The organism is Brevundimonas vesicularis, from assembly GCF_027105095.1.
Classification (GTDB): Bacteria; Pseudomonadota; Alphaproteobacteria; order Caulobacterales; family Caulobacteraceae; genus Brevundimonas; species Brevundimonas vesicularis_E.
This window is the reverse complement of sequence record NZ_CP114278.1, coordinates 797,181-809,861: the sequence shown is the minus strand read 5'-3', so window position 1 is coordinate 809,861 and position 12,681 is coordinate 797,181. Positions and strand designations below refer to the sequence as shown.

Below are 12,681 nucleotides of genomic sequence, written 5' to 3'. Positions count from 1 at the left end.
CGTCAGCCACAGGAAACGCGCCAGAACCGGTTTGGCGCCGCAGCGTCAACTGTCGTCGATTTGACGTGAAGTTGTCGTATAATATTTACAAACGTTAAGATCGGCGCATAATTCGTCAGAGTCCTGATCTTAATTCAGGTCGTGGAGCATTGCCGATGACCCGTTTTCTGACCCCCGCCCTGATCGCCGCCGCTCTGGCGACCGCAACGACGCCGGCGCTGGCGCAAAGTCCGCGACCGGCCGAGCGCGCGGCCGTGCTGCAAACCGTCAGGGTATGCGGAACCGATGTGGCGTCGCGCACTGCCTATCAACGCGACCACGGTGCGCCGCCGACCTTCGTCACCGCCCAGCAAGCCGTCGCCGCCTATCAGTCGGGCCAGCGCTGGTCCGCGCCGCGCTGCATGACCGCGCATCAGTATGATCGCCTGGCCGGCGCGCCGATCCAGCGCGCGGCGCTCTGATCCCGATCAAACCGGCATGAAGAAGGGGCGCGGTCGTCGGACCGCGCCCCTTTTTTGTCGTCTGAACGGACGCTTCTTACTGCGTCGGCGTCAGATATTTGTTCAGCCAGCCGAACACTTCGTTGTGCCATTGCAGGCTGTTGGCCGGCTTCAGCACCCAGTGGTTTTCGTTAGGGAAAACGATCAGACGGCTGTCGATGCCACGCCGTTGCAGGGCGGTGAAGGTCGACAGGCCCTGGGCGGTCGGGATGCGGAAGTCGCGGTCGCCCTGAACCACCAGCATCGGCGTCTTCCAGTTATCGACGTGGTTGGCCGGGTTGAACTTCTGATAGCCCTCCGGCTTGTCCCACGGCGTGCCGCCGTATTCCCACTCGGTGAACCACAGCTCCTCGGTCGAATAGCCCATGCCGAAGGTGTCGAAGACGCCGTCGTGGTTGACCAGGCACTTGAATTCATTGGACCAGTTGCCGGCGATCCAGTTGATCATATAGCCCCCGTAGGAGGCGCCCAGCGCACAGGCGTTGTCGCTGTCCAGGAAGCTGTACTTCTGTTGAGCCGCCGCCCAGCCCTTCTGCAGGTCTTCCAGCGGGCGGTCGCCCCAGTGCTGGCTGATCGCATCCGTGAAGGCCTGGCCGTAGCCCGTCGAACCGTGGAAATCGATCATCACCACCGCATAGCCCGCGCCCGCATAGGTCTCGGGGTTCCAGCGATAGGACCAGCCGTCCCCGAACGAACCCTGCGGCCCGCCGTGGATCAGGAAGGCGACCGGATATTTGCGACCCTCCACGTATCCGGCCGGCTTGATGACATAGCCGTGGACCGTCTCGTTGTTCCAGCCGGCGAAGCTGAACTGCTCATACTCGCCGAACTCTTTGGCGGCGAAGGCGGGGTTGGACTGCGTCAGGCGGCGCGGCATTTCGCGACCCAGATAGGTCTTGAAATACAGGTCGCCCGGCTCGCGCAGGCTGTCCTGGGCGAAGACGAAGCCCGACGGCGTCTGCTGGAAGGCCGAGACGTGGCCCGCGCCCGTGATCGGCGTGACCACGCCGTTGCGCGTATCCACCGAAAACAGTTTGGTCGAACCGACGTCGCCTGCCGTCGTGTACAGCGTCTGGCCGTCGCGCGACCATTGCAGCGTGTCGGCCGAGCGATCCCAGTTCGAGGCGATCTCGCGCTTCTGGCCCGTTTCGACGTCCATCAGCACGATCTGATAGCGATCAGCCTCGAAGCCCGGCCGCGCCATGGCGCGATAGGCCAGGGTGCGTCCGTCCGGCGAGAACACCGGGCCGGTGTCCCAGGCGTCGTTGCCGTCGGTCAGGTTGGTGAAGGTGCCGTCCCCCGAAAGGCCGTTGGTCTTCCACAGGTCGAAGTTGGTGCTCCACGGCTCGGTCTGACCGGCGAGACGCGCCGAGAAGACCACGGCGTCGCCCGCCGGCGTGAAGACGAACTCGCTTTCGTCGCCGAAGGGTTTGGAGGGCGTGTCGCCGTCAAAGCCCTTGGTGATCCAGGTCGGCGTGCCCGTGGCCTTGCCGTCGCGGCCGATCGACTGGACGAACAGGTGGTTCTGGGTGTGGTCGTTCCAGGCATCCCAGTGACGCACGAACATGCGGTCATAGACCTGGCCGGTCGTCTTCTGCTCGGAGACGGCCTTTCCCTGTTGAACCGAGGCGTTCAGATCGGCCGCATCGGGATAGACGGCCAGCGACACCGCCACCTTGTCGCCCGAAGGGCTGATCCGATAGGCGTTCACGTCGGTGGGCAGGTTCGTCACCTGAACCGGCGCCGACGTGGGCGAGGCCACGCGCCAGACCTGGCTCGCGCCCGACTTGCTCGACAGGAAATACAGATTGCCGTCCCCGCCCCAGCGCGCGGTGTTGGCGCCCTGATCCGAGATGGCCAGGCGGCGCGGCGCCGTGTCCGGTGCGCTCAGGTCCAGAATCCACAGGCTGCCGGCGCGGCTGTTGCCCTGAACATCGGTGGTCGTGACCGAATAGACGACATAGCGGCCGTCCGGCGACACCTGCGGATCGCCCAGCCGGTTGGCCGAAATCATGTCCTTGTAGGTGAAGGCGTCCGGCGTCGCGGGCGCTGCCGGAACCGGCGCGGGCGGCACCTGGGCCAGGGCAGGCGCGGCGCTCATCAGCGCAACAGCCGCGCAGGCGGCGGACAGAAGGGAACGGTGACGCATCAAGATCTTCCTCGCGAAGCTTTCTGGCCGCGAGGCGTAGCACCACCGTTCGCCGGGCGGAAGTTGCTGCGAAGCGACATCAGCAACGCCCGTCCCTTCACCCCATCTTGCCCCCTCCGACCGAACCGGCGAAAAGCGATCGTTCATGACCGCCGCCACCCTTCCCGCCCGCCGTCAGCCCCACATCGTCGATGTGCTGATCGCCGAACGCGCGCCGCGCCTGACCGCCTTGCCGCTGTGGCCGGTCGTGCGGCCGGCGCTCTACGGCGTGCTGGGCTATGGTGCGGCGGTGCGAATGGCCGACGCCATCCGCGAGCGGTCGGGGGCAGACACCTTCGCCTACGTCTCGGACCTGCTGAGGCTGAAGGTGACGACGACGAACCTGGAGCGCCTGCCCGCGACCGGCCGCTGCGTCGTCGTCTGCAACCACCCCACCGGCATCGCCGACGGGGTCGCCGTATTCGACGCGATCAAACAGCGGCGCAGCGACATGATCTTCTTCGCCAACGCCGACGCCATCCGCGTCTCGCCCCGGCTGGCCGAGACCATCATCCCCGTCGAATGGGTCCACGACAAACGCACGCGCGAAAAGACCCGCGCCACGCTGAACGCCGCCAAGGAGGCGTTCGAGGCCGAACGCTGCGTCGTCATGTTCCCCGCCGGTCGTCTGGCGCGCGAGAGGAACGGCGTCCTGACCGATCCCGAATGGGCGCCGACCGCCGCCTCCATGGCGCGCAAATACGATGCGCCGGTCGTGCCCATCCATGTCACCGGCCCCTACAGCCGGCTTTTTCACCTGTTCGACAAGGTCTCGCAGGAGCTGCGCGACGTGACCCTGTTCCACGAGTTGCTGAACAAGGAAGGCAAGCCGTTCGGCGTGGATGTCGGCCTGCCCATTCCCGCCGATCGGCTGGACGTGGACGCGGCCAAGGCCACCGAGGCGCTGAAAATCTTCACCGAGCGCACCCTGGCCGCCGATCCTGATGCGGTGTTCGCATGAAGATCGCCCTGCCCGACGCCGAGGCCACCACCGCCCTGGGCCAGGCCATCGCCCCCCTGCTGGCGGCGGGCGACAGTCTGCTGCTCTACGGGCCGCTGGGCATGGGCAAGTCGACCCTGGCGCGCGGCCTGATCCGCGCCCTGACCACGCTGGACGAGGACGTGCCCAGCCCGACCTTCACCCTGGTCCAGTTCTACGAAAGCGACCCGCCGGTCGCCCATTTCGACCTCTATCGACTGACCCGACCGGAAGAGGCGTTCGAGATCGGCCTGGACGAAGCGCTGGACGAGGGGTGCGCCGTCATCGAATGGCCCGAGCGTCTGGGCGACGACCCTGGCCGGTTCTTAGGAGCGGATCAGTTGATCGTCGAAATCTCCGAACAGGGCGACGGCCGCCTTGCGACCGTTTCCGGCGTAGGCCGATGGGAAACGGAGCTGAAGGATCTGCATGTCTGACCGCGAAACCATCCGTCTCGATTTCCTGAAGGCCGCTGGCCTGGCCGACGCCGTGCGCGCCCCCCTGCCCGGCGACGCCTCGACGCGGCGTTACGAGCGGCTGACGCCGACGACCGGCCCGACATTGATGCTGATGGATCAGGCGCCCGCCGCCGAAAGCCAGCCGTGCGATCCGCGCTGGACGCCCGAGCAGCGTCACGGCGCCGGCTGGAACGCCGTCGCCCGCCTGTCCGCCGGCCGGATCGAGGCCTTCGCCGCCGTCGCCGCCCATCTGAAGTCTCTGGGCCTGTCCGCCCCCGAGATCCCGTCGCTGGACGCCGCCAACGGCCTGGCCGTGCTTGAGGATTTCGGCGACGACCTGTTCGCCCGCGTGATCGAGAGCGGCGCCGACGAGGCGCCGCTTTATCTGGCCGCCATCGAGGCCCTGGCCGTTCTGCACGAGGCCGGCGCTCCGCCCGAAATCTTGCACGGGCCCGGCGGCGACTGGCCGCTGCTGACCTATGACGAGACGGCGCTGCAGGGCGGGGCCGATCTGTTCGTCGAATGGTTGCCGAAGCTCGACGATCGGGTCCGCTTCGACGCCGCCGCCATCGCCGACTGGCGCGCGGCCTGGGCGCCCATCGTCGCCTCGGGCGCGGCCGGGGCCTCGGTCATGGCCCACCGCGATTATCATGCGGAGAACCTGATCTGGTTGCCCCAGCGCGACGGCCCAGCCCGCGTCGGCATGATCGACTTCCAGGACGCGGTGCGCGCCCACCCGTCGTGGGACCTGCACTCCCTGCTGCAGGACGCCCGTCGAGACGTGTCGCCGGCGCTGGAGGTCGAGGCGCTGGACCGCTATTTCGCCCTGCGGCCCCGGGTCGACCGCGCCGCCTTCATGGCTGACTACGCCGGCCTCGCCGCCCTGAACGAGGCGCGGATCATCGGCATCTTCGCCCGGCTGATCGCGCGCGACGGCAAGCCGCGATACCGCCAGTTCCTGCCGCGCATGTGGCGACACCTGAACGCCAATCTGGAACAGCCGGCTCTGGCGCCCGTCGCCCGCTGGTTTGCCCGCCACGTTCCTGCCGAGGTGCGCGCATGACCGCTCCGAAGACGGCCCCCAAGACCGCAATGGTGCTCGCCGCCGGCTTGGGCACGCGCATGCGCCCCCTGACCGACGACCGGCCCAAGGCGCTGGTGGAGGTCCAGGGTCGCGCCCTGATCGACCATGTGCTGGACCGTCTGGCGGACGCTGGCGTCGAAAAGGCCGTGGTCAATGTTCACTGGTTCGCCGACCGACTGGAAGCGCATCTCGCGGCGCGAGGATGCGGCCCCGAAATCGTGATTTCCGATGAACGCGCCGAGTTGCTGGAGACTGGCGGCGGGCTGAAGAAGGCCCACGCCCTGCTGGGCGACGATCCCGTGTTCGTCGCCAATATCGACAGCGTCTGGATCGATCGCGGCGATGCGCTAGCCGACCTCGTCCGCCTGTGGAATCCCGAGACGATGGACGCCGCCCTGCTGCTGGCCCGCCGCGAAGGCTCCATCGGCTTTGAGGGCGACGGCGATTTCTTCATGGCCGACGACGGAAAGCTGACCTTCCGGGGCGACGCCCCTTCCGCGCCGTTCGCCTATATGGGCGTCCACATCACCCGCCCCGGCTATGCCGATCACGGGCCCGACGGCCCCTTCTCCCTCGGCCCCCTTTGGCGCCAGTCCGCCGCTGAGGGACGTCTGTTCGGCTGTGTCCTGGACGGCGCTTGGATGCACGTCGGCGACCCGCAGGCGCGGGATGAAGCCGAGGCGAAACTGGCGGGAGACGCGTGAGCGTCTTCGATCCATTCGCGAGCGTCCCTCAAGCAGCCGACCGCCGCGCGGTCGGCGATAGGGAAACGGAAATGCGCCCCCGCTGGTACGCCATCCCCGCGCACCGGCCGTTCCTTGAGGATCTGGCTGCCGGGGTGCTGGCCTGGCTGGGCGATCTGCCGCCCGAAAGCCTGTCCGACGCCACCATCCTGTTGCCCAACCGCCGGGCGGCGCGCGCTTTCACCGGCGCCCTGTCCAAGCTGTCGCAGGGTCGCCCCATCCTGCTGCCCCAGGTCCGGCCGCTAGGCGACCTGGAGGAGGACGAGCCGCCCTTCACGCCCGGCGCCCTGGGTCTGGACCTGCCGCCCGCCATCCCCGCCCTGACGCGCCGGTTCGAGATGGCGCGGATGATCGTCGAACAGTTCGATGCGTCCCTGAGCCCGATGCGCGCGCTGGACCTGGCCGATGCCTTGGGCGGCTTCCTCGATTCCTGCCAACTGGAAGAGATTCAGAACCCCGAGCGGATCGCCACATTGGTCGACGGCGAAATGGCCGAACACTGGGAACGATCGGCCGAGTTTCTGGGTCTGGCGGTCGAGGCCTGGCCCAAGCGTCTGGCCGAACTGGGTCTGGTCGATCCGGCCTGGCGTCGCGCGACCCTGCTGCGCCGCCTCGCCGAGCTGTGGGACCGCGAGCCGCCGCGCCAGCCCGTCATCGCCGCCGGCTCGACCGGCACCGTCCCCGCCGCCGGCGACGTGTTGAAGGCCGTGGCGCGGGCGCCGCTGGGCTGCGTCGTCCTGCCCGGCCTCGACCTGGATCTGGACGCCGGCGTCTGGGACCGGCTGGACGAACAACATCCGCAAAGCGCGATGAAGCGGCTGCTGGACCGCTGCGAGATCGCGCGCGAAACCGTCCGCCCCTGGTTTAGTCCCGCTGTTCCCACCGCTGTCGAGGCGCGCGGACTGGCGCGCCAGCGGCTGGTCAACGAGGCCCTTCGGCCGGCCGAGGCGACCGACGACTGGCGCCGCGCCATCCGCGACATCCGCTCGGCCGCCGCTGCCCGCAAGGAGGCGCGTGATCCGATCGCCGAGGGCTTGCAGGGCCTGTCCCTGTTGACCGTCCGCGCCGAGGAAGAGGCCGCCGCCGCCATCGCCCTGATGATGCGCGAGACGCTGGAAACGCCCGGCAGGACCTGCGCTCTGGTCACGCCGGATCAGGGCCTGGGCCGCCGCGTCGCCGCCCGACTGGAACGCTGGGGCGTCATCCCGGATTCGTCTGCCGGCGCCCCCCTGTCCCGCCTCCCCGCCGGCGCCCTGGCCGATCTGTGCGCCCGCTGGATCGCCGATCCGGTCCAGCCCCATCTGCTGCTCGCCGTCGTCAAACATCCGCTGGCCCGGTTCGACCTGGGCGAGGCTCCTCAGGCCGCCGCCGTCGCCGCGCTGGAGGAACACGCCCTGCGCGGCCCCCGCCCGCGCGACTTCGCCGCCATCCACCGCCGCCTGCTGGAGGCGGTCCAGCCCGACCGGCGCGGCAAGGCGCCGCCGGAATGGAAACAGGCCCGGCTGTCGGCCGCGACCCGCCTGGTCGGTCAGCTTCAGGCCGCCATCGAGGCCGCGACCGCCGCCTTCACTCCCGACGCGGATCTAAACGTCGCCGCCTCGGCCCTGACCCGGCTGATCGAAACCTTAGCCGGCCAGAACGCCTGGGCGGGTCCCGACGGCGAGGCCGCCGCCGCCCTGTTGTCCGGCCTGATCGAGGGCGGGGCGTCGCTCGGCCGCATCCGCCGCGCGGAACTGGCCGAACTGGTCACATCCCTGGTCAAGGAAAACGTCGTGCGGACCGGCGGGGCGACCCATCCGTCGCTGCGGATTCTGGGGGCCATCGAGGCGCGGCTGGTGCGCGCCGACCGGATGATTCTGGCCGGGCTGGAAGAAGGCGTCTGGCCTCAGGCCGCCCCGACCGATCCCTTCCTGTCGCGCCCGATGCGCAAGGCCCTGGGCCTGCCCCCGCCCGAACGCCGCCTGGGCCAGACGGCGCAGGACTTCGTTCAGGCCGCCTGCGCCGACGACGTCATCCTGATTCACAGCGAGCGGCGCGGCGGCCAGCCCGCCGTCCGCTCGCGCTGGCTGTGGCGGCTGGAGATGCTGACGCGCGGCGCGAACGCTGTCGAAACACCCGTCGCCATCGCCCGCCCGGCGGCCGTCATCGACTGGGCCCGCGCTCTGGACGCACCGCCGCCCGGCCCACCCCAGTTCGCCAAACGGCCCGAGCCGCGCCCGCCGGTCCATCGCCGTCCGCGCAGCCTGTATGTCACTCGTATCGAACGCTGGGTGCGCGATTCCTACGCCATCTACGCCCTGTGGGTGCTGGCGCTGGAGGCGATGGAGCGGCCCGGCGCGTCTGCCGAAGCGCTCGCCCGTGGCAACGCCGTCCACGCCGCCATCGAACGGCTGACGCTGGACTGGCCGAACGACCTGCCCGACGATTGCGAGGCCATCCTGCACGACCATCTGCTGCGCGAACTGGGCGCGCGCGGGTTCGAGGATGCGGCCATGGCGCGTGAGGCGCCGCTGGCCCGCAACTGCGCCCGTTGGCTGACCGAGTTCGAGCGCCGGCGTCGGGCGCGCGGCGTCGATATCCTGGTGGAACAGCAGGGGACGATGACCTTCGAGGCCCCGGCCGGCCCCTTCACGGTCAAGGCCTTCGCCGACCGGATCGAGCTGGCGTCGGACGGCGCGGCGGTCATGGATTTCAAGACCGGGGCGGCCCCGTCCGCCAAACAGGTCAAGTCCGGCTTCGCGCCGCAGCTCACCCTGACCGCCGCCATCCTGGCCGACGGCGGGTTCAAGGACACCAACGGTCCGGTCACGCCCGACGAACTGAGCTATGTCCGTGTGGTGGGGCGAAAAATGGCGGGGGAAGTCGTCACCCGCGCTTCGGGCTCTGAGGCCGCCGACCTGGCGCAGGCTGCGCTGGACGGGCTGAAGCGCCGCGTCGCCCGCTTCGACGACCCGAACACCCCCTATGTCTCCTGGGCCGCGCCACAGTTCATGGGCAATCAGGGCGGCAACTACGACCATCTGGCCCGCGTCTGGGAATGGTCGGTGATCGGCGACGGGGACGAAGAATGAGCATCGCCCCCCAGATCGTCGCCGCCGATCCGCGCCTGACCGTCTTCGTCACCGCCAACGCCGGTTCGGGCAAGACCACCACCCTGGTCAACCGGGTGGCGCGGCTGCTGCTGGATCAGGTCGATCCCGGCGCCATCCTGTGCGTCACCTACACCAAGGCCGCCGCCGCCGAGATGCAGGCCCGGCTGTTCGACCAGTTGGGCGGCTGGGCCGTGCTGGACGACGCCGCGCTGTCGCGCGAACTGGCCCGGCTGGACGACGGCGACCCGCAGGCGATGGATCACGCCGCCCTGTCGCGCGCGCGCAAGCTGTTCGCCCGCGCGTTGGAGACGCCGGGCGGCCTGAAAATCCAGACCATCCACGCCTTCTGCGAAAAACTGCTGCGCCGGTTCCCGCTGGAGGCCGGGGTCTCGCCCCACTTCACCGTGCTCGAAGACCAGGCTGCGACCGCCCTCAGCCATGCCGCGCGCGAAGACCTGGCCCGCGCCGCCGTCGCCCATCCGGACGGCCCCCTCGGCCAAGCCTACAGCCATTTCGCCGTCGAACTGGACTGGCAGCGATTCCAGGCCCTGCTGTCGATGATCGAGGCCAAGCGCGCCGATCTGCTGGACTATATCGACCGGGCCGAGGCCGGAACCGCGCCCGATCCCTGGTCCCTGACCGGCGCCGAACGCGATCGCAGCCCGGAGGATCTGGAGCGCGATTTCGTCGCCTTCATCGATCCCGACGAATGGAACCGCATCGCCGAAGCCATGGAAACCGGCTCGGCCAATGACAAGAAGATCGCCGACACCCTGAGCGTCGCCGCCCCTCCCTATGCCGGGTTCGCGGCCCTGGCCGGGGTCTTCTGCACCCAGGCGGGCGAACCGCGAAAGAGCATGGGCACGAAGTCGGCGCCCCAGGGGGCGGTCGGCTGGCTGCTGGACCTTCAGACCAAGTTCCTCGCCACGCGCGAGGCTCTGCGCAAGGCCAAGGTCGCCGACGATACGGTCAAAGTCATGACCCTGGCCCGCGCCCACGCCGCCTTCTACGAAGCGGCCAAGGCCCAGCGCGGGGCGCTGGACTTCCCCGACCTGGTCGCGCGCGCCGCCGCCCTGCTGACTGAGAGCGGGGCCGCCGCCTGGGTGCTTTATAAGCTGGACGGCGGGGTCGATCACGTCCTGATCGACGAGGCCCAGGACACCGCCCCCGAACAATGGGCCATCGTCCGCGCCCTGACCGGCGAGTTCTACTCCGGCGAAAAGTCCGGCCGCACCGTCTTCGCCGTCGGCGACGAGAAACAGTCGATCTATTCCTTCCAGGGCGCCCGCCCCGAACGGCTGCGTCAGGAACGCGGCGCCTTCCTGGCTCTGGCCGAGGGCGCCGGCGAGCCCTTCGCCGGGCCGGAGTTGAACACCTCCTACCGCTCGACCGAAGAGGTGCTGGCCTTCGTTGACGCCGTCTTCGCCGATCGCGACCGCACCCGCGCCCTGACCGGCCCCCAGGGCGACATCGCCCGACACCTGCCCGCCCGCATCGGCCAGCACGGCGCCATCGACCTGTGGCCCCTGTTCCTGGACGAGCCCGCGCCCGAGACCGACGCCTGGGACGATCCCGTCGATCAGGAAAGCGCCGGCAGCGCCCGCAAGCGCCTGGCCCGCGACCTGGCCCGCGAGATACGCCGTCAGGTCGAAAGCGGCGTCGCCGTCTTTGACCACAGCACCCGCGACCTGCGCCCGGCCGGCTATGGCGACTACATCGTCCTGGTCCGCCGCCGCGACGCGACGTTCGAGGAGATTATCCGCGCGCTGAAGACGGAAGGGCTGCCTGTCGCCGGGGCGGACCGGCTGAAATTGTCCAGCCATATCGTTTTCGACGACCTGATCTCGCTGGCCCGTTTCTCCCTCTTCCCCGATGACGACCTGTCCCTGGCCGAGGTGCTGCGCAGCCCGCTGTGCGATGTGGACGAGGACGGTCTTTATGCGCTGGCCGGGCGCGAAGAGCGTAAAGCCGGCCAACTGTGGCGCGACCTGCGCGACCGGGCCCACGAACGCCCCGAGTGGACCCGCGCGCGCGATGCGCTGCAGGCCGCCATCGGCGCGCGCGGCGGCGATCCCTTCGCCTTCTTTTCCCAAGCCCTGAACCGCGTGGACGATACGGGGCGGTCGGGCCGCGCCCGCATCCTGGCCCGGCTGGGGCGCGAGGCGGAAGAAGCCATCGACGAGACCCTGAACCAGGTGCTGGCCGCCGAGAACCGCGGCGCGATCGATCTGGAGACCTGCCTGGCCCAGCTGGAGGCCGCCGACGTCGAGGTGAAGCGCGAACTGGAGGGCGCGCGCGGCGAGGTCCGCGTCATGACCGTCCACGGCGCCAAGGGGCTGGAGGCGCCCATCGTCATCCTGCCCGACACAACCATGAAGGCGAAGGCGCAAGGTCCGTCCCTGATGCCCGTGGTCACGCCGGAGGGCGAAGGCGAGGCCTGGCTGATGGCGCCCGGCTCGGCGAAGGACGATTGCCCGGCCTCGGCCGACGCCCGCGCCGCGCGCCAGGCCCGCACTGACGACGAAACCCTGCGCCTGCTCTATGTCGCCCTGACCCGCGCGCGGGACCGCGTCATCGTCATGGGTCGCGCCTCAAGCCGGGGGGCCGAGGCCGGCAGCTGGTGGTCGATCCTCTCGGAAACCTTCGACCGCCTGGGCGATCAGGTGCGCGAAATCGACAACGGCGTGCGTCGCTATGGCGTCGATCCAGAGCGTCGCCCGGTCGCCGCTGATGAAGTACGGTCCGCCGCCGTCCTGCCCGCCTGGGCCGCCTCGCCGCCGCCGGCGGACGCCGCCGCCCGCTTCGCCTCGCCGTCGCGGATGGAGGGCGGCGCGATCCGCATCCCCGCCCCCTCGCCCCTTGCCAAGACCGAGGCGGGTGTTGTGTCGCTGGGGCGGTTCCGGCGCGGCGACCTGATCCACCGACTGCTGGAACGCCTGCCCGAGATCGCGCCCGCCGACCGCCCCGACGCCGCCCGGCGCCTGCTGGCCAAGGAGAACGATCTCGACGACGCTCAGCGCGCCGAGATGATCAAGGCGGCTTTCGACGTCTTGACCGACGCCCGGTTCGCCCCTGTTTTCGGTCAAGGCTCGCGCGCCGAGGTCGCCCTGACCGGATCCGCTCCCGGCCTGCCGCCCGGCGTCGCCATCAACGGCCGCATCGACCGGCTGGTGGTAACACCCGAACGGGTTCTGGTCGTCGATTACAAGACCAACCGCCCTGCGCCCGACGCCATAGAAGCGGTCGATCCCGCCTATGTGCTGCAGGCCGCCGTCTATGTCGCCGTGCTGAAGCGCCTCTATCCCGACCGCCCGGTCGAGGCCGCCCTGGTCTGGACCGACGGACCCAAGCTGATGCCCATTCCTGAAACCCTGCTGGAGGCGGCGCTCAAACCCTAACCCCCGTCATCCTCGGGCTTGACCCGAGGACCGGGCGCCGGTCGATCTGTGCGTCGCCGTCTTCGCACGAGCGGCGGATCATCCGATCCTCGGGTCGAGCCCGAGGATGACGGACGGAGAGAGGGAGCGACGGCGGCAGTTGAATTGCCCGCGATTCGCTCCCACATCTGCCATCGAACCCGGACACATCCGGCCAACACCAACACGCGCTCATGCAGCGAGGCGCCGCGCGCCGAGCG

The 12,681-nt window shown here is 69.6% G+C and carries 8 protein-coding genes; 7 read left to right on the top strand and 1 reads right to left on the bottom strand.

Features of this window, described 5'->3' with window-relative positions; all coding sequences use genetic code 11:
• Positions 1–155 precede the first annotated feature (155 nt).
• A complete protein-coding gene (locus O2K97_RS03955; RefSeq protein WP_269220534.1) occupies positions 156–461 on the top strand; it encodes a hypothetical protein in 306 nt (101 codons plus the stop codon).
• A gap of 76 nt (positions 462–537) precedes the next feature.
• Here O2K97_RS03955 and O2K97_RS03950 read toward each other — a convergent pair whose 3' ends face one another.
• Positions 538–2,649, bottom strand: coding sequence for an alpha/beta hydrolase family protein (locus O2K97_RS03950; protein WP_269220533.1), 2,112 nt, complete (start codon positions 2,647–2,649; stop codon positions 538–540).
• Between the two features lie 145 nt (positions 2,650–2,794).
• On the opposite strand from O2K97_RS03950, the gene O2K97_RS03945 reads away from it, so the two are divergent.
• The 6 genes from O2K97_RS03945 to addA all read left to right on the top strand — a co-directional run bounded on the left by O2K97_RS03945 (position 2,795) and on the right by addA (position 12,442).
• Positions 2,795–3,649, top strand: coding sequence for a GNAT family N-acetyltransferase (locus O2K97_RS03945; RefSeq protein ID WP_269220532.1), 855 nt, complete (start codon positions 2,795–2,797; stop codon positions 3,647–3,649).
• Entirely contained in the window at positions 3,646–4,104 is a 459-nt protein-coding gene (gene tsaE, locus O2K97_RS03940; protein WP_269220531.1) for a tRNA (adenosine(37)-N6)-threonylcarbamoyltransferase complex ATPase subunit type 1 TsaE, read from the top strand. The genes O2K97_RS03945 and tsaE overlap by 4 nt, the downstream gene beginning before the upstream one ends.
• Positions 4,097–5,188 (top strand): N-acetylmuramate/N-acetylglucosamine kinase AmgK, encoded by a 1,092-nt coding sequence (gene amgK, locus O2K97_RS03935; RefSeq protein ID WP_269220530.1) that lies wholly within the window; start codon positions 4,097–4,099, stop codon positions 5,186–5,188. The genes tsaE and amgK overlap by 8 nt, the downstream gene beginning before the upstream one ends.
• A 29-nt stretch (positions 5,189–5,217) precedes the next feature.
• A complete protein-coding gene (gene murU / locus O2K97_RS03930; protein ID WP_269221099.1) occupies positions 5,218–5,913 on the top strand; it encodes an N-acetylmuramate alpha-1-phosphate uridylyltransferase MurU in 696 nt (231 codons plus the stop codon).
• A gap of 71 nt (positions 5,914–5,984) precedes the next feature.
• Positions 5,985–9,023 (top strand): double-strand break repair protein AddB, encoded by a 3,039-nt coding sequence (gene addB / locus O2K97_RS03925; protein WP_269220529.1) that lies wholly within the window; start codon positions 5,985–5,987, stop codon positions 9,021–9,023.
• The gene (gene addA / locus O2K97_RS03920) at positions 9,020–12,442 is read left to right on the top strand and encodes a double-strand break repair helicase AddA (protein ID WP_269220528.1); all 3,423 of its coding nucleotides are present in this window, start codon (positions 9,020–9,022) and stop codon (positions 12,440–12,442) included. Before addB ends, addA begins: the two co-directional genes overlap by 4 nt.
• The last annotated feature ends 239 nt before the right edge of the window (positions 12,443–12,681 follow it).

Coding starts and splice junctions, on each gene's coding strand:
- O2K97_RS03950 (WP_269220533.1), bottom strand. CDS start 2,649: ATGCGTCACCGTTCCCTTCTGTCCGCCGCCTGCGCGGCTGTTGCGCTG.
- amgK (WP_269220530.1), top strand. CDS start 4,097: ATGTCTGACCGCGAAACCATCCGTCTCGATTTCCTGAAGGCCGCTGGC.
- O2K97_RS03945 (WP_269220532.1), top strand. CDS start 2,795: ATGACCGCCGCCACCCTTCCCGCCCGCCGTCAGCCCCACATCGTCGAT.
- tsaE (WP_269220531.1), top strand. CDS start 3,646: ATGAAGATCGCCCTGCCCGACGCCGAGGCCACCACCGCCCTGGGCCAG.
- O2K97_RS03955 (WP_269220534.1), top strand. CDS start 156: ATGACCCGTTTTCTGACCCCCGCCCTGATCGCCGCCGCTCTGGCGACC.
- addB (WP_269220529.1), top strand. CDS start 5,985: ATGCGCCCCCGCTGGTACGCCATCCCCGCGCACCGGCCGTTCCTTGAG.
- addA (WP_269220528.1), top strand. CDS start 9,020: ATGAGCATCGCCCCCCAGATCGTCGCCGCCGATCCGCGCCTGACCGTC.
- murU (WP_269221099.1), top strand. CDS start 5,218: ATGGTGCTCGCCGCCGGCTTGGGCACGCGCATGCGCCCCCTGACCGAC.